The sequence below is a fragment of the uncultured Winogradskyella sp. genome, from assembly GCF_947501905.1.
GTDB lineage: Bacteria > Bacteroidota > Bacteroidia > Flavobacteriales > Flavobacteriaceae > Winogradskyella.
Genome location: NZ_CANMXL010000005.1, coordinates 1 through 17,619 on the forward strand (window position 1 = coordinate 1; position 17,619 = coordinate 17,619).

The window sequence follows — 17,619 nt, forward strand, 5'->3', positions numbered from 1 at the left end:
TGCGTCGTTACATCCCATTAGCAATGCTAAGAGACCGACAAAGATTATTTTATTTATTTTTTTCATATTATTTTTTTTTAAAATCCTAATTCTAATCCGAAAGATATTGTTCTTGGTGTTGGATATTGTCTAGAACCATTACTTCTTGTTTCAGGATCAAACCCTCTCCATTCAGTAAATGTTAATAAGTTCTCACCATTTAAGAATACTCTAGCATTTGTGAGGCCTGTATTCTCAAGTGCATCTTGAGAGAATGAATACCCAAAACTAGCAAAACGTAATCTTAAGTAATCTGCACTTCTCAAGAATCTATCTGAATTAGGAAATGAATTCAAGTTAGAAGCATTAAATCTTGGTTGATCCGTGATGTCACCTGGTTGTTGCCAAGCTCTTAATATATCAGAAGATAAATTAAACTGTCCTACTGCAGTAGGGTCAACTAAATCTGCATAGTCATTATCAAATCTGTCAACACCAATTACATAGTTCCATTGAGTAGTTAAGAAAAACCCTTTATAGTCTAAATCTAAGTTAAAACTACCATTCCAATCTGGAACAATGTTTTTACCTAACCAAACTCTATCGTTATCTGCATCCGGATTCTCAGTAGTATTACCATTAGCATCTAAGTAAAGTAAGTTACCAGTAGCTGGATTAATACCTACATAACGTAGTGTGAAATACTCTCTAAGGATACCTCCATTACGTCCTAATCCAATGATTTCACCCTGTGGATTTGGAATTTCTTCTAATTCAGTCTCATTATAGTTACCTACAACTCCAACTGTCATACCAAATCCTCCTTCAGACTTAGGTCTAAACACATCATAATTAATTTGAAAATCAAAACCTCTATTATATAATAATCCGGTATTTGCTGCCAAATTTGTAAAACCAGTAACAGCAGAAAGAGGAGTGTTTTGGAATAAATCACTTGTTTCTCTTTCATACCAATCAATACTACCTCTTAACTTGTTATCCCAAACTCCAAAATCTACACCAACATTAAGTTGAGTTACAGTTTCCCAAGATAAATCTCTGTTACCAACCTGAGCTAATGCAATAGCTGGTAAGTTACCATAACCTGATGGTGTATTAAAAAGGTCTAATGTTAAATCTGGAGAACCAAAAACACCTGTTCCTTGGATATCTTGATTACCTGCTGTACCATATGAAGCTCTTAATTTTAAATTATTAAATGCAGAACCATCCATGAAACTTTCGTTTGAAATATTCCAACGACCAGAAACAGAATAAAAAGTTGCCCATCTGTTAGAGCCTGCGAAACGGAAAGATGCATCACGTCTAAGTGTAGCACTAACACCATACTTAGTATCATAATCCCAATCAGCAGAACCAAAATAAGAGAATAAACCAGAGTTTAAGATATTAGCAGTAGCTTCATCATTAAATAATCCGTTTGCTTGTGGTACTAATCCACTACCATCTCCTGGAGAGAAAGTTGCAGGGTTTAAACCGTTAGCAAAATATCCAAAAGTTCTAAAGTGACCTTTAAAATACTCTGTATATAAACCTAAATCTACTGTATGCTTTCCAAATGACTTATTAGCATTCAAAGATGTAACTTGGTTGTATGTAAACGCTCTATTTGATGCTTGCTGTTGGAATCCTGATGTTGGATTCTCTGCTCCACCAAATAACAAAGCATTAAAAGAAGTTGGCCCTTCAGCTCTAGTAAAAGATTCTGCTTGGTAATCACCTGCCATTACTACATTTGCACTTAACCAATCCGTTAACTTGTAGTTAAAGTTTGCACTTGCAACAATCTTAACTTCTTCATCAAATCTTGTATAAGTATTCAAACGATCTAATAAGAAAAGTGGAGTGTTAGTAAATGATAACGGAGACAATAAAGCTGCTCCAGTTGTATAATCATCTGCAGTAACATAAGGAACAGATGTAAATGCCCCTAAGACATAGTTACGGTTAATTGCTCCAGAACCAATACTGTTAGGCTCATTTGACTTAGAATAGTTAATAGTTAAGTTAGTCCCATAAGTAAATTTCTCGTTACTTGACTTACCACTAACATTAGAACGAATATTGAAACGTTTCAAATCACTCTGCTGTAAGATACCTTCAGTATCTTGAAAACCAAATGATGTAAACTGAGTTGCGTTTTCACTACCACTAGATAATGAAACTGTATGACTTTGTGTTACACCTGTACGGAAAAAGAAGTCTCTCCAACTAAAGTTAGGAGCAGCTGCAATTTGAGCATCAGTTAATGGCGTACCATTACCTGGGTTAAACACACTAGAACTGTTACCAGCACCAGCACCGTTACCTCTATCTCTTTCATAAGCTAATAACTGTTGAGATGTCATTGCATTATAATCGTTGTCCTGTAATGTACTGTACGAAACAAAACCATTGTAGTTAATCTTTAGTCCTTGACCAAAATTACCTTGTCTGGTTTTAATAACGATTACACCATTTGCACCTCTGTTACCATATATAGCAGTTGCACCAGCATCTTTAAGTACATCAATAGTTTGGATATCCTGAGGGTTTAAAGAACGAAAGTTGTCTTCATCTACTGGAGCACCATCTATAATGAATAAAGGTTCAGTATTACCATTAATAGAAGATACACCACGTAACTGCACTAATGAGTTACCACCTGGCTGACCACTACTAGTTGTAATATTCAGACCTGGAACCTGTCCTGATAGTGTCTGAACAAAACTTGCATTTGGTCTATTCTCAATTGTTTCACTTGATACTCTAACAGTAGCAACACTTGATTTTGCTTTTGTTGTTGTTGAATATCCAGTAATAACAACCTCGTCTAAAGAAGCAACATCATCAGCCATAGCCAAGTCAATCACATTTCCAGCACCAACTGTTCTTTCGGTAGTCTTCATACTAACGAATGAGAAGACAATAACTTCTCCTGATTTTGCTTTGATAGAATATTTTCCATCGAAGTCTGTTTGTGTACCTCTTGCAGTACCTTTAACAATTACATTTACTCCTGGCAATGGTAAACCATCCGAAGCTGCAGTAACTGTACCCGTAATGTCTTTCTCTTGTCCAAAAGAAAGCTGCATTACAAACGCCATAAACAGCGTTAATAACCATGTTAACTTTAATTTCATAAAACAATTATTTGAGTTAGTCTTCCGCAAACATCATAATAAAATATTAAAAATCCAAGGGAATAGCATAAAAAAATGTTAAAGGAAGGTGCATAAAACTTAATAATACGGCAATATTCAATTTATTCTATTAAAGAATAAAAAAATACTTACAGTATATATTGATTTTTTAATAATTGAATGTATTTTTCAAATCCGATAATTATGAATTTAATAATTCAATATTCAAAAGAGAAATTAGAGTGCGGAACAGACGAGGCTGGTCGAGGTTGTCTTGCAGGTCCAGTAACTGCTGCTGCGATTATATTGAAGCCTAGTTTTCAAAATAACATACTTAATGATTCTAAACAATTATCAGAGAAAAAACGCTTTCTACTAAAACCAATTATTGAATCTGAAGCATTATCTTTTGGTATTACTCATATATTCCAAGAAGAGATTGATACTATTAATATATTGAACGCCTCAATTAAAGCTATGCAAAAATCCATAGCTAAATTAAAACCACAACCAGACTTTATAATTGTTGATGGAAATCGATTCAAACCATATAAACGTATTCCTCACCAAACTATAATTAAAGGTGACAGCAAATATCTTAGTATTGCTGCTGCATCCGTTTTAGCAAAAACACATAGAGATTTGTATATGGATACTATACATGAAGAGTTTCCAATGTATAATTGGAAAAAAAATAAAGGTTACCCGACTAAAGAACATAGAGAAGCCATAAAAAAATACGGCATCACAAAATACCATCGTAAATCTTTTCGTTTACTTCCCGAACAATACCAATTAGATTTATGAGTCTTATATATTTGTAGAAAATTAATCCTTGAATGAAAAAGCCCTTCCTTTATATTATTCTTGTTTCTGTTTTCTTTTCATGTTCCGGTCGCTATAAAACCGAAACGACTATTCCTGATATTATTCCTGAATCAAGTCATACTATTATAAAGGTAAATGCACTTAACGATTTTAAAACACTTTCAAGTAGTAATTCTCCTTTTGCTGAAATACAAATAGATTCACTACTAAACAAAACTAGTGCTTTAAATATTTCTACTCCTTTATATATATGTATATCCGATAGCAGTTCTACTTATATCACAAAATATTCTGAATCACTTATAACAAAAGATTCTACATTAAATAGTATTACTCAAAAGAATCTCAAAAAAGAGATTTATAATACCATATATAATAAGGACACACTTTATTATAGAATAATAGACAACCTATTCTTTGGATCTTATAATATAAAATCTGTTAAAAAAGCTAAAAGAGATGATAATCTTGAATTGAAAAACTTACTCCTAACTACTGATGATGAAAATCTAGGATCTATAGTTTTTAAAAACAAACAGAAAAACACATTTCTATTAAAGCATGGTCTTTTGTCTACATATGACATCATTGATATTAATGCAGAACCAAATACAATTACATATAATGGTATTACCAAAAGTAGCGATAGTCTTTTTCATATAAACGCTTTCAAAAACACTACTCCACAAGAGTTTAAACTTTCTGAGATAATTCCTGCAAACACAAAAACTCTAACCAGAATTGCTTTTGATGATTTTACAATCTTCTCAGAAAATCTCTCAAATATAAATGGCTCTCCTAAAGATTCAGTCCCTAATTTTTTAAGTTCATCAAACGAAATTGCATTACTCAATTCTAAAACCGGTAACGCAATTGTTATAAATGCTCTTGACGGAAGCTTGATTAAAGAATCGCTAAACACTAACTCAATCAAAGAAACCTATAAAGGTGTTGCAATTTTTAATTTTGACTCACCAAATATTTTTAATAATTGTCTATCTCCTTTTATAAGTTTAAAAAACACTTCTTTTGGATTTATTTACGAAAGCTTTGTAGTCTTCGCAGATAATATTGAAACTCTTCAACATATCATTTCAAATAAATTGAACAACCAAACTTTATCTAGCTCTGAAAAGTACAAAAGCATAAGTAATAGTTTAGCAAATGAATCTTCTTACTTAATTTATAAAGATGGAGAAGGCTTATATGAATTTTTAGACCGAGGTGCAAAAGGCTATAATGCAAATGTTGTACAGTATGTATACGATACAGATTTTGCACATATTAACGGTATACTATCAAAATATAAAAAACGTGCTGCAAGCAATTCTGTAACAGAAGACTTTACCACCAAATTACCATTAGAAATACTAACTAAACCACAAACAGTAAAAAATCACAGAAATAATACTCACGAAATTGTTGCACAAGACGTATCTAATAACCTATACCTTATTTCGAGTGGTGGACGTATTCTTTGGAAAAAACAACTCGATGCTCCTATTCTTGGAAGAGTAGAACAAATTGACATTTATAAAAACGGAAGACTACAATTAGTATTTGCAACCGAAAATCGAGTTTATGTCATAGACAGAAATGGCAAAGATGTTGGACCTTTTCCTATGAAGTTCAATGACGTCATAACCCAACCATTATCAATATTTGATTATGATAATCGTAAAAATTATCGGCTATTAGTCACACAAGATAAATCATTGCTAATGTATGATGTTAATGCAAAACGCGTCAATGGATTTAAGTACAAAAAAGCATCAAACTCTATAAGCACACAACCAAAACATTTTAGGATTGGCAGTAAGGATTATATTGTTTTTTCTCAAGGTCAAAAACTAGAAATATTAAATCGTCAAGGTCAAGAACGTGTAAAGGTTAATGGTAAAATAGATTTTTCAGAAAATTCTATTTTTCTCTATCAAAACAAATTTACATCACTTAATAAAAAAGGGCAGTTGGTACAAGTTGACCCCAAAGGACGTATTAATATAAAATCTCTTGGTTTGGGCTCAAATACAAAATTTGAAACTACAAGTAAAACTCTAGTAGCTTTAAAAGAAAATAAACTAAAAATCAAAAGCCAAGTCGTAGATTTAGACTTTGGTGATTATACAGCTCCAAAAATCTTTTATTTACAAGATAAAATTTATATTATAACTACAGATTTACAATCCAAAAAGGTATATGTTTTTGATAGCCAAGCAAAGCTTTTACCTAACTTTCCAATATTTGGAACAACATCTGCAGAATTACAAAATTTAGACAATAAACGTGGCTTGGAACTCATTACACAAAGTGATGAAAAAACGATTACAGTTTATAAAATGAATTGATTTTTTATCAATAATTTGACGTCTAATTTTGTACTATTGTAATCCGTAAATTTTTAGACGAATTACGCTCATGATTAAACGCCAAAAAGCTTCAATAAAAAGCTTAATTATCCATAAGGTTGGAAACAAATTTAATGACACAAAAAATGCATTTTCTGATGCTGCTGTTCATTTTGATGAAGCCACATATCAGCTAATTTTACCCTATCTATTAAAGCCTTTTGTTAGTGTAGCTGAGACTTATCGTTTTAATCATCATTCAGACGTTAACCTCAATGAAATTAACACTTACAGTGAGCAATTATTTTCTGAAGAAGGTGATTTTATTGACCTATCAAAGCATATAGTAACTCATTTGTTTGAGCAAAGTAATTCTGCGCAAATAAAAACTGGTGATGTTATCGTTTGCCACTTTGAAAACATACAATATCAAGACTACTTTACTGATGCAATTGGTGTCTTTAAAATTGAAAATAAAACGGAGTTTTTTCAGACTTATTTAGAGCAAAATAGTTATGATATTTTGGTGCAAAAAGGCATACAAGCAAAAAAGGTAGATAAGGGTTGTTTAATTTTAAATACTTCCGACATGGAAGGCAAAATTGTGCTTAGTGTAGACAACAATAATTACGATGCACAATACTGGATTAATAGTTTTCTAAATATTAAATATCCTGATGATAGCAACCAGCACACCAAAAACTATATTGAACTCTGCAGGGAGTTTTCTAAAGAAGTTTTACACCCCAATTTTGGCGGCCAAGAACAGAGTAATTTTTTAGCAAAAACTGTAGACTTTTTTAAAGAAAATGAAATCGTAAATATTGAAACTTTTAAAGAAGAAGTTTTTGAATCTGAAGACCAAATCAGACAGTTCGAAGATTATAAAAAAACCTACGAAACTGATAAACATGTTTTAATCAGAAATCAATTTGATGTTTCTGAAATTGCCTTAAAAAAACAAAAGCAGAAAATAAAAACTGAGATTAAACTCGACACTAATATTCAAATAAAACTAGACGTTGATGCCCCAGATGCCTCAGCAGAATATCTAGAACGCGGTTATGACGACGAGAAAAAAATGCACTTCTACAAAGTGTTTTTTAATGCCGAAAATTAGAGGCCAAATGTCATTCTTTTTCTGTATTTTCGGGAAACAATGGCAAAAAAGGAAAAAGAGAAATTTAATGATTTTGGTTTAGGTGAGAAATCCTCTTCTGACGGATATCGAGCTCTAAATAAGGACGGTACTTTTAATATCACAAAGACCAATATCCCATTTTTTGAACGTCTAAATTTTTTCCACACTTTAGTAACCATGAAGTGGTCACGCTTCTTTGGACTTATAATAATTGGTTATTTTATTGTTAATCTTTTTTTTGCCACTATTTATAGTATGATTGGTGTAGAACACCTTACAGGCACAAAAGGCATGACTCCTTTTGAGCAATACATGGAAGCTTTCTTTTTTAGTGCACAAACCATAACCACTCTAGGTTACGGTCGTGTAGCTCCATTGGGCTTGGCCGCTAATATTGTTGCTGCTATAGAATCTATGCTGGGATTATTGTCATTTGCCTTAGCAACAGGTTTACTTTACGGCCGTTTCTCAAAACCGAATACAAAAATTAGGTATAGCGATAAAGCAGTGATTGCACCTTATCAAAACATCAACGGTTTTATGTTTAGGGTTGTAAATCCGCAAAAAAATCAACTACTAGAAGTCGAAATTAATGTAAGCTTATCTGTAAAGCGAAATGATTCAGACTTACGAAACTTTTACAATCTTGAATTAGAGCGAAAAAAAGTCATGTTTTTCCCCTCAATGTGGACAATAGTTCACCCTATTGATAAAGAAAGTCCAATGCATAATTTATCTAAAGAAGATTTACTAATTAAAGACGCAGAATTTATTGTCATGCTAAAGGCATTTGATGAATCCTCTTCTTTACCTGTATATTCGAGGACATCTTATAAAGCAGATGAGTTATTTTGGGGTGAAAAATTTATTTATGCTGCAAATCGAGATAACGGAAAACTTAATATCGACGTAGGCCTTATAAACCATACAGAAAAAGTAGGTTTAAACTAGTTTATTGCTGTAAATTAAGTTATTCAAACTAGAAAATTTGTCACTCATCTAATTTGTAATTAATAATTTGAATTAATTATTACATTACTCTCTAATTAGTTAACCTGTTACTTAAAACCAATGAAAACATTAGCAAAGTGTTTGATTCTTACATTTATTTTGAGTTCATCTTTTGTGGTTGATGCCCAAATGAGTAATGATTTTCTGAATGACATTGAATCAGAAAAAATTCCAATGCTTGTACATCTTAAAAATGGCTCAATCTTTAGAGGTAATGGCTATATAAAAGACAATGATGTGTATTTTACAAGAGATGGCGATAAACATACCAAAACCTATAACGACCTATCAATTACTGCTGTAGACATTAAAGAAAATGGAAGTATTGTTCATTTTGATTATAAACTTCTTAATAAAGAAGATAAACGTGCAAGACTATTAAGGTTAGTAAGTACCGGAAAAATTAATCTTTACCTAGTATCAAATTCTACAAAAAGAAAAAGCTTAAATACTAACCCCATTACTACAGAAAGAAGTACAAATTTTCCAAAAAGGAAAGCGCAGATATATAAAAAAAAAGCTTTTAATCCGTATCTTTTTCATGATTTAAAGCTCTATTACTTTAGCGACAAAGAAAGTGATGTTGTTAGAAAACTAAGACCATCAAAATATCTGTTCAAAAAAAATCATCAAGAATTAAAACTAAAACACTTTAGTAAATGTCCTGCTTTGCTAAAAGACATAGAGAGTAACGCATATAAATTAGAAGACATTACAAGAACCATTGACACATATAATAATGCTTGTAAATAACATTAATCACTTGTAAATTCTGCTTCAAAAAGCACCTTAAAGTGTTTAAGAATCTTCTGCTTAACTTCTGCTTCATCAACTTTATCTATACCTAATTCAACGTTTAGAGATGTCACAGCTTTACCTCTAATTCCGCATGGTATAATATTGTCAAAATAACCCAAATCTGCATTGACATTTAGTGCAAAACCATGCATGGTTACCCATCGACTAGCACGAACACCTAAAGCACAAATCTTACGAGCAAATGGTGTACCTACATCTAGCCAAACACCTGTTTCTCCGGGGCTTCGTCCTGTTTTTAAACCATATTCTGCGAGTGTAAGAATCATACATTCTTCCAGAAAACGGAGATATTTATGAATGTCCGTAAAAAAATTATCCAAATCTAAAATAGGATAACCGACTATCTGACCAGGCCCATGATACGTAATATCACCACCACGATTTATCTTATAAAAAGTCGCTCCTTTTTCAGTGAGTTGAGCTTCAGAAAGTAATAAGTTAGACAAATCTCCACTTTTGCCTAAAGTATAAACGTGAGGATGCTCTACAAACAAAAAATGATTATCTGTTTGCAATCCTGCATCTTCACGCCTATTTTTAATCTTGGTATCTAAAATTGCTTTAAAAAGCTGCTCTTGATAGTCCCAAGTAGCTTTAAAATCTTTAGAACCTAAATCTTCAAGTTTTATGGTTTTATTCATAGAACGTTACAGCGACATCCAAAGATTTCGGATTTTTAATGTAATTCATCCAACTGGTTTTGTAGGTCACGATTTTTCCATCTTCAGAAATAACAGCACCTTCAATATCTACAGATTTTACACGCTTTGGAAACACCAATTTTACGGTATAGTAAGATGCTTCAAAATATTCCATAAACTCTTTATCGGTTTCATCTTCTCCCTCAAAAAGAGTATTCAATTCCTCTAATTCTTCTTCAGTTTTTTCAGCAATTGTTGTTGTTCTAGAAAACATGGTATTTGAATAACTATAATCTACATTATCATCACTTCCGGATAAAGCTCCTAAAGGTGTCTGACTTTTCATCATATCTACTTGCCCACTCTGAGAATTTAAACTTTGTGCTTTTTTGATTTTGTCTTGAATATCTTTTAAATCATCAATAGAATTAAATTTCATACCAATACCCATATTCATTTCACCTGAATTTTCATCCATGTGCATGGTCATATACATGTCTTTTACATATTCCATAGCTAGGCGTTGTTCTTCAGGCAAAGCCGCAACACTATCCTTATAAGTCTCCATGATATCAGCAAAAACCATAGTTGTATCCATAACTTCTCCTGACTTTTTCTCTTCAGACATGTCTGTATCGCCACCCATAGCTTCTTTCATTTTAGCCATCATTTCTGTCATATCATAACTCACTAAAAACTCACCCGAACCATCTTCAGTAAATACAACTGTTTCAGTGACATTACAACTAGTTAATAAACTCAGAAACACTATGCATGCAATAATTTTTTTCATTTTTATGTAGATTAAATTAGTGTTACAAAGATACGATATTATCGCTCAGGATTATTTAAAATAACAAGTGCTGCGATGACGCCTGGCACCCAACCACATAGCCATAATAAAAATACAATAAGAATAGACCCACAGCCTTTACCAATAACAGACAAAGGTGGGCAAATAATAGCGAGAAGAACTCTCCAGAAACTCATAATTTTGTTTTTTGATTTGATGTACTTGTATGACGCTACTTGATTAAAATTGTTACAGCCGACATTCAGCATCATTATTTCTGAAAAAATCATTAGTTTCGTCCTATGAGATTAAAACTCACAGTACTACTTTTATGTTTATGGTCTTTTGCCAAGGCACAATATTCGTTTTCGGGTTATATAGAACCTAACGAGTGGCAAAACTCAGTTTACCTTTCTATTGTTGAAGACTATAGAAAAATTTCTGGTGTGTATTCCGAGCAGATTATTGCAAAGACTACAGCAGATTCTAGTGGTTATTTTGAGTTTAAAGGCAATATGCTGGATTCTGACAATCGAATCTATCGTATTCATGTAGACAAATGCTCTGACGCAACTCAAGATGCCAACCATTTTAACGGTCATTGTAGTGACAGCAAAGAAGTTATTTTTATTGCAAATAATAAGGATACTCTTAAGCTCCCATTTTCGTTTGAAAATCAAGTGTTCTGTGATATAAATTCCACAAATGATAAGGCAAATGCTTTTGTAAGAGTAGACTCCTTAAAAGCAGATATGCGTTTTGCTTATGGTGAGTTTAGAAGTGAAGCTAATCGTAAACTGAATAACAAAAAATGGTTTAAAACCCTGCAAGATTTTGGAAAATCTCTCAACGAACCTTTAGCAGAACTTTATATCTATTCTTATTTATCAGATAGAACTAGTGACCTTCATTCTTATTATGTTGAAGACCTAAAGTCTAACACTTATTACGAAAACTTAAAATCTAGACTTCTAGAAAATTATCCTGAAGCTTCGTATACAAAACAATATAATAACGAATTAGCCTCAGATACCTTTATGATTAATTCTTCGGTAAGTGATGATAAAACAGATTTCAATTGGATATATCTTATCGTTGGCCTACTTCTATTTTCAGTTATAGTGAATCTTATTTTTATATCGAGATTTATCAAATCTAAACGACATAAAAAAACAGAATTAAAGGATAAACTCTCAAAACAAGAACAAGTTGTTTTAGAACATTTACTTCAAGAAAAAAGTAATAAAGATATTGCTGAAGCACTTTTTTTAAGCGTTAGCACTATAAAAACGCATACAAATAACATTTACAAAAAGCTAAATGTACAATCCAGAGACGAAGTTAACTCACTGTTTAATAAGTAGTTCAATAATTTCAACCGGGTACTAGTACCGATTTCAACCTATTGTTTTTAAAATTTTTCAAAATTAAAATTGATGTTTGCTTCAGTATTAATTTAAAAACATTTTATCATGAAACGAACATTAAACACATCGTTCTTAGTATTATTAGTAGTTGGTCTTTTAAGTATGGCACCAACAAAAAACAGTAATGAATTTGCTTATGCAGCAATTGCTTTTGAATCTGAAATTATCGATTACGGTACAGTATTTCAGAATGAGAATGGTGAAAAAATCTTTAAGTTTAAAAACACTGGAGATGCACCATTAATCATTTCAAAAGTAAAAACAAGCTGTGGTTGTACAGTACCAAAGTATTCTAAAGAAGCAATTGCTCCTGGAGAATCTGGTGAGTTAACGATACAGTACGACACAAAAAAATTAGGCAATTTTACAAAAACCATAACGGTAATGTCTAATGCAAAAAATGGTAACAAAATTTTGAAAATCAAAGGCAATGTAGTTGCTAGAAAATAAGAGAATTTCAAAATATTTAAGACCCGCTATGATTATAGATATTCATAGCGGGTCTTTGTTTTTTTCTTTCTATAAATAGCTTAATTTTGCAGTCTAAAAATTTATTAGAAATACTACATGCAGCTTTCAGAACAAGAATTAGTTAGACGCGACAAATTAGCAAAATTAAGAGCTATGGATATTAATCCATATCCAGCAGACTTATACCCTGTAAATAATACATCTAAAGACATAAAACATGATTTTAGTGAAGGCAAACAGGTTATTATTGCTGGTCGTTTAATGTCTAGACGTATACAAGGGAAGGCGTCTTTTGCAGAACTTCAAGATAGTGAAGGTCGTGTACAAGTGTATTTTAATAGAGATGAAATCTGCACTGGTGATGACAAAACATTATACAATGATGTTTATAAAAAGCTTTTAGATATTGGCGATTTTATCGGTATTGAAGGTGAATTATTTACAACTCAAGTTGGTGAAAAAACTGTCATGGTTAAAAATTTTACTTTATTAAGTAAAGCTTTAAAACCTTTACCACTACCAAAGCAAGACGCAGAGGGAAATACATTTGATGAGTTTAACGACCCTGAGATGCGTTACCGTCAACGTTATGCAGATTTAGCGGTAAATCCTCATGTAAAAGAAGTATTTGTTAAGCGCACAAAGTTATTTAACGCAATGCGCAACTTCTTTAATGACTCTGGTTATTTTGAGGTGGAAACGCCAATCTTGCAACCAATTCCTGGTGGTGCAGCGGCACGTCCATTTATTACACATCACAACAGTTTAGACATTCCGCTTTATATGCGTATTGCTAACGAATTATATCTAAAGCGTCTTATTGTAGGTGGTTTTGATGGTGTTTACGAGTTCTCTAAAAACTTCCGTAACGAAGGCATGGACCGTACGCATAATCCAGAATTTACTGCCATGGAAATCTATGTTGCTTACAAAGACTATAACTGGATGATGGATTTCTGTGAGAAACTTTTAGAACATTGTGCAATAGCAGTAAACGGAACTACAGAAGCCACATTTGGCGAATACAAAGTGGATTTTAAAGCACCTTACAAACGTATTACCATGCGTGATTCTATATTAGAATTCACTGGTTTTGATATCAATGATAAATCTGAAGATGAAATTAGAGCTGCAGCAAAAAGTATGAATATTGATGTAGATGAAACCATGGGTAAAGGGAAGCTTATTGATGAAATTTTTGGTGAAAAATGCGAAGGCAACTACATTCAACCAACTTTCATTACTGACTATCCAAAAGAGATGAGTCCGTTATGCAAGGAACATCGTGATAATCCTGAATTAACTGAACGTTTTGAGTTGATGGTTTGTGGTAAAGAAATAGCAAATGCATATTCTGAGCTTAACGATCCAATTGATCAACGCGAACGTTTTGAACATCAATTAAAACTAGCTCAAAAGGGTGATGACGAAGCTACAGAATTTATAGATTTTGACTTCTTACGTGCTTTGGAATATGGTATGCCCCCAACATCTGGTATGGGAATTGGTATGGACAGACTAATTATGTTCTTAACCAACAACCAATCTATACAAGAGGTGTTATTCTTTCCACAGATGAAACCAGAGAAAAAGGCTGTAGAAATGAATGATAACGAAAAAGCTATTTTCGAAATTCTAAAATCTGAAAACCGAATGATTTTAAACGATTTAAAATCTAAATCTGGTTTAAGCAATAAAGCCTGGGACAAAGGCATTAAAGGACTTGGAAAACTTGGTGTCACTAAGGTCGAAAAGACAGATGATGGTCTTTTTGTAGAGCTTGTATAAACTCAAATAGAATAAATAAAAAAGGCGCTATTGGTAAACCAACAGCGCCTTTTTACTAACAATCAACTTTAACTTAACTTTTCTTTTTCTTTTTCTTAGTTTTTGCTGATTTTACAAAGACATCGTTCTCCCAAACACCATCTTTTACTAATTCTCCAGCTTTATTATATTCTTGGCCTTTACCATTCTTCTTATTGTTTTTCCATTTGCCATAATGACGAGAACCATCTTTATAAAACATCGTGCCCTTTCCGTGACGCATATTGTTTCTAAACATTCCTTCATAACGCTCTCTATTTGGCCATACATATGTCCCTTTTCCTGAGATATCATAACCTCTTAGAGTCCCTGAATATATTGATTGGTCAAACCATACTATGTTACCTTCTGTTAGGGTTTCTGCTTTAACTTCTACATCGAATTTTGCGCCTTGAAAAGTGAATTTATGCCATCCATCAGGAATATTTTTTGCCGTTCCAGGCACTATAACATTTAACTCTTGAGAGTAACTAAATGAATTAAGAGCTAATATTACTATCAAAAGGCTGATTATTTTTTTCATTTTTATCAATTTCTACATTATGTCGAGAAGTGCTTATTAAAACTTACAAATCGTTTTAAATTTTACCTATACTTAAAAAATACGGCGTTAAATAAATACTAAATAACATTTCTAATTATCCAAAAAGTATCTGTTTGTGTATTTTCATGCGAAATTTAAAACCAACTTATTTTGAAACATTTACGCATTAAACTACTATTTGTAGCTTGCGCGTTTTTGGTTTTCTCTTGTGATACTGCAAAAAAAGCAAGTAAATCAAAAAAAACTGGCGCAACCGCAATGGCAAAACCTCCAGGAAAAAAACCTGGCAAAAACGCTATTAAACCTTATAACAAGGTTATTACTAAAGACGCAAAAACAGACAAAGGTCTATTTGACGTTCATAAGATTGACGATAAATTCTTCTATGAAATCCCAGACTCACTTTTCGAAAGAGAAATGTTAATGGTTACGCGTATTGCTAAAACGGCAAACGGTATTGGTTTTGGTGGAGGAAAACAAAACACACAAGTTTTACGCTGGCAAAAGAAAGATAAAAAAGTATTAGTTAGAGTTGTATCGCATCAAGTGGTAGCTGCAGATTCTTTACCGGTACATGAAGCTGTTGTAAATTCAAATTTCGAACCTATACTTTATGCTTTTCCTATCAAAGCATTTAGTAAAGACTCTACAAAAACAGTAATTGATGTAACGCCGATGTTTAGTAAAGATGTTAAGGCATTAGGTTTCCCACAAGGAAGACGTCAGGCTTATAGAATTACACGATTAGATTCTGAAAAGTCTTATATAGAATCTTTAAAAAGTTATCCTGAAAATATTGAAGCACGACATGTAAAAACATACGCTGCTGGTCGACCACCTTCAAACTCAAGTACAGGAACAATTTCATTAGAGATTAATAACTCTATGATTCTTTTACCTAAAGTGCCTATGCAGCGTCGTAATTTTGACCAACGTGTAGGATGGTTTGGAAGAGGTCAGACAGATTATGGTTTAGATGCCCAAGAAAGTAAAACAGTACGTTATTTAGACCGCTGGAGATTAGAAGTAAAAGATGAAGACATCGAAAAATTCAAGCGTGGCGAACTTGTTGAGCCTAAAAAACAAATCGTTTATTACATAGATCGTGCTACTCCAGACCAATGGAAAAAATACATCAAACAAGGTATTGAAGATTGGCAAGTAGCTTTTGAAGCCGCTGGTTTTAAAAATGCGATTATTGCAAAAGACCCTCCAACTGTAGAAGAAGACCCAGAATGGTCTCCTGAAGATGTACGTTATTCTGTAGTACGTTATTTAGCATCTCCAATACCAAATGCTAATGGACCTCACGTAAGTGATCCGCGTTCTGGTGAGATTTTAGAGAGTGATATCAACTGGTATCATAACGTAATGACATTACTGCGTAATTGGTTCTTTGTACAAACTGCAGCTATCAATCCAGATGCTCGTGGTGTTGCTTTTAAAGATGAAGTTATGGGGCGTTTAATTCGTTTTGTATCTGCTCACGAAGTTGGACATACTTTAGGGTTACCACATAACATGGGAAGCAGTGTTGCATATCCTGTTGAAAAATTACGTGACCCTGCTTTTACTCAAAAATATGGTACTGCACCGTCAATTATGGATTATGCACGTTTTAATTATGTTGCACAACCTGGAGATGAAGGTGTTGCATTAATGCCAAACATTGGACCTTATGATAAGTATGCTATCAATTGGGGATACAGACCTATTTTAGAAGCTAATTCTGCAGAAGAAGAAAAGAAAACTTTAGATAGCTGGATTCTTGAAAAAGCAGGTGACCCAATGTACCGTTTTGGAAGACAACAATTTGGCGTAATTGACCCAAGTTCTCAGACTGAAGATTTAGGCGATGATGCTGTTTTAGCAAGTGAGTATGGAATTAAAAACTTAAAACGTATTGTTCCTAACTTAATAGAATGGACCGCTGAAGATGGTAAAAATTATGACGATTTAGGCACCATGTACGGACAAGTCTTAGGGCAATTTAATCGTTACATGGGGCATGTTGCATCTAATATTGGTGGTGTTTATGAATATTACAAAACCTATGACCAAGAAGGTGCTGTCTACACTCATGTAGCAGACGACCATCAGAAAAAGGCAATGCAATTTTTACAAGACCAATTATTTACAACACCAGATTGGATGTTAGACAATAATATCTTTAATAAAATTGAAAGTGCTGGCCATATAGAGCGTGTGAGAGGCATCCAAACGCGTACTTTAAACAACATGATGGATTTTGGAAGAATGCAACGTCTTTTAGAAAATGAATCTGTCAATGGAGATAGTGCTTATGGATTATACGACATGATGAAAGATTTACGTCGTGGATTGTTTAGAGAGTTACGTACTGGTAAGAAAATAGGCATTTACAGACGTAATTTACAACGCGCATATATTGAACGTATGGAGTTTGTTATGAAAAATGAGCAGCCTCCAGTTCCCGCAGCTTTTAGACGATTTATTAGAGCTACAAATGTAGATGTAAGCCAATCAGATATTAGAGCTGTTGTCCGAGCAGAACTAAAGTCCCTACGTTCTCAATTAAGAAATGCACGAGGTGCAGATTCTATGAGTAGGATTCATATCGCTGATGCTTTAGAACGTGTAAATAATATTTTAGATCCAAAATAGTCTA

Annotated in this window: 14 protein-coding genes; 9 read left to right on the forward strand and 5 right to left on the reverse strand. The window is 32.9% G+C overall.

Going from position 1 to position 17,619, the window contains the following annotated elements; all coding sequences use genetic code 11:
- Positions 1-77 precede the first annotated feature (77 nt).
- Entirely contained in the window at positions 78-3,122 is a 3,045-nt protein-coding gene (locus tag Q0770_RS12445; protein WP_299117485.1) for a SusC/RagA family TonB-linked outer membrane protein, read from the reverse strand.
- 204 nt (positions 3,123-3,326) lie between these two features.
- Here Q0770_RS12445 and Q0770_RS12450 point away from each other — a divergent pair, with 204 nt between their 5' ends.
- From Q0770_RS12450 to Q0770_RS12470, 5 genes are all read left to right on the forward strand, one after another.
- Complete coding sequence (locus Q0770_RS12450; protein WP_299117487.1) at positions 3,327-3,929, forward strand: ribonuclease HII; 603 nt, start codon at positions 3,327-3,329, stop codon at positions 3,927-3,929.
- Between the two features lie 32 nt (positions 3,930-3,961).
- On the forward strand, positions 3,962-6,298 hold the full coding sequence (locus Q0770_RS12455) for a ribonuclease HII (protein ID WP_299117490.1): 2,337 nt from the start codon (positions 3,962-3,964) through the stop codon (positions 6,296-6,298).
- Between the two features lie 70 nt (positions 6,299-6,368).
- Positions 6,369-7,418: a nucleoid-associated protein gene (locus Q0770_RS12460; RefSeq protein WP_299117493.1), complete on the forward strand. Its 1,050-nt coding sequence runs from the start codon at positions 6,369-6,371 to the stop codon at positions 7,416-7,418.
- Positions 7,419-7,457: 39 nt separating this feature from the next.
- Positions 7,458-8,390, forward strand: a complete 933-nt coding sequence (locus Q0770_RS12465) for an ion channel (protein ID WP_299117496.1) — start codon at positions 7,458-7,460, stop codon at positions 8,388-8,390.
- A 120-nt stretch (positions 8,391-8,510) separates the two neighbouring features.
- Entirely contained in the window at positions 8,511-9,203 is a 693-nt protein-coding gene (locus tag Q0770_RS12470; RefSeq protein WP_299117498.1) for a hypothetical protein, read from the forward strand.
- Positions 9,204-9,205: 2 nt separating this feature from the next.
- On the opposite strand, the gene lipB is transcribed toward Q0770_RS12470, so the two are convergent.
- From lipB to Q0770_RS12485, 3 genes are read right to left on the reverse strand one after another with little or no spacing between them, the layout of a single operon-like run.
- Positions 9,206-9,910 carry a lipoyl(octanoyl) transferase LipB gene (lipB, locus tag Q0770_RS12475; RefSeq protein WP_299117501.1) on the reverse strand — a complete coding sequence of 235 codons (705 nt, stop codon included), beginning with the start codon at positions 9,908-9,910 and terminating at the stop codon, positions 9,206-9,208.
- Positions 9,903-10,703, reverse strand: a complete 801-nt coding sequence (locus Q0770_RS12480) for a hypothetical protein (protein WP_299117504.1) — start codon at positions 10,701-10,703, stop codon at positions 9,903-9,905. The genes lipB and Q0770_RS12480 overlap by 8 nt, the downstream gene beginning before the upstream one ends.
- 38 nt (positions 10,704-10,741) lie before the next feature.
- Positions 10,742-10,900, reverse strand: a complete 159-nt coding sequence (locus Q0770_RS12485; RefSeq protein ID WP_087491852.1) for a YqaE/Pmp3 family membrane protein — start codon at positions 10,898-10,900, stop codon at positions 10,742-10,744.
- A 105-nt stretch (positions 10,901-11,005) separates the two neighbouring features.
- On the opposite strand from Q0770_RS12485, the gene Q0770_RS12490 reads away from it, so the two are divergent.
- From Q0770_RS12490 to lysS, 3 genes are all read left to right on the forward strand, one after another.
- Entirely contained in the window at positions 11,006-12,067 is a 1,062-nt protein-coding gene (locus Q0770_RS12490) for a LuxR C-terminal-related transcriptional regulator (protein WP_299117507.1), read from the forward strand.
- A gap of 108 nt (positions 12,068-12,175) precedes the next feature.
- Positions 12,176-12,580 carry a DUF1573 domain-containing protein gene (locus Q0770_RS12495; RefSeq protein WP_299117509.1) on the forward strand — a complete coding sequence of 135 codons (405 nt, stop codon included), beginning with the start codon at positions 12,176-12,178 and terminating at the stop codon, positions 12,578-12,580.
- A gap of 117 nt (positions 12,581-12,697) precedes the next feature.
- Positions 12,698-14,389, forward strand: coding sequence for a lysine--tRNA ligase (gene lysS / locus Q0770_RS12500; protein ID WP_299117512.1), 1,692 nt, complete (start codon positions 12,698-12,700; stop codon positions 14,387-14,389).
- Between the two features lie 73 nt (positions 14,390-14,462).
- On the opposite strand, the gene Q0770_RS12505 is transcribed toward lysS, so the two are convergent.
- A complete protein-coding gene (locus Q0770_RS12505) occupies positions 14,463-14,951 on the reverse strand; it encodes a hypothetical protein (RefSeq protein WP_299117514.1) in 489 nt (162 codons plus the stop codon).
- 279 nt (positions 14,952-15,230) lie between these two features.
- On the opposite strand from Q0770_RS12505, the gene Q0770_RS12510 reads away from it, so the two are divergent.
- Positions 15,231-17,615, forward strand: a complete 2,385-nt coding sequence (locus tag Q0770_RS12510; protein ID WP_299117815.1) for a zinc-dependent metalloprotease — start codon at positions 15,231-15,233, stop codon at positions 17,613-17,615.
- Positions 17,616-17,619 lie beyond the last annotated feature (4 nt).

Excerpts from the sequence above, each read along its gene's own strand:
- Q0770_RS12490 (WP_299117507.1), top strand. The coding sequence starts at position 11,006 with ATGAGATTAAAACTCACAGTACTACTTTTATGTTTATGGTCTTTTGCC.
- Q0770_RS12495 (WP_299117509.1), top strand. The coding sequence starts at position 12,176 with ATGAAACGAACATTAAACACATCGTTCTTAGTATTATTAGTAGTTGGT.
- Q0770_RS12505 (WP_299117514.1), bottom strand. The coding sequence starts at position 14,951 with ATGAAAAAAATAATCAGCCTTTTGATAGTAATATTAGCTCTTAATTCA.
- Q0770_RS12480 (WP_299117504.1), bottom strand. The coding sequence starts at position 10,703 with ATGAAAAAAATTATTGCATGCATAGTGTTTCTGAGTTTATTAACTAGT.
- lipB (WP_299117501.1), bottom strand. The coding sequence starts at position 9,910 with ATGAATAAAACCATAAAACTTGAAGATTTAGGTTCTAAAGATTTTAAA.
- Q0770_RS12510 (WP_299117815.1), top strand. The coding sequence starts at position 15,231 with ATGGCAAAACCTCCAGGAAAAAAACCTGGCAAAAACGCTATTAAACCT.
- Q0770_RS12470 (WP_299117498.1), top strand. The coding sequence starts at position 8,511 with ATGAAAACATTAGCAAAGTGTTTGATTCTTACATTTATTTTGAGTTCA.
- Q0770_RS12450 (WP_299117487.1), top strand. The coding sequence starts at position 3,327 with ATGAATTTAATAATTCAATATTCAAAAGAGAAATTAGAGTGCGGAACA.
- lysS (WP_299117512.1), top strand. The coding sequence starts at position 12,698 with ATGCAGCTTTCAGAACAAGAATTAGTTAGACGCGACAAATTAGCAAAA.
- Q0770_RS12465 (WP_299117496.1), top strand. The coding sequence starts at position 7,458 with ATGGCAAAAAAGGAAAAAGAGAAATTTAATGATTTTGGTTTAGGTGAG.
- Q0770_RS12455 (WP_299117490.1), top strand. The coding sequence starts at position 3,962 with ATGAAAAAGCCCTTCCTTTATATTATTCTTGTTTCTGTTTTCTTTTCA.
- Q0770_RS12445 (WP_299117485.1), bottom strand. The coding sequence starts at position 3,122 with ATGAAATTAAAGTTAACATGGTTATTAACGCTGTTTATGGCGTTTGTA.
- Q0770_RS12460 (WP_299117493.1), top strand. The coding sequence starts at position 6,369 with ATGATTAAACGCCAAAAAGCTTCAATAAAAAGCTTAATTATCCATAAG.
- Q0770_RS12485 (WP_087491852.1), bottom strand. The coding sequence starts at position 10,900 with ATGAGTTTCTGGAGAGTTCTTCTCGCTATTATTTGCCCACCTTTGTCT.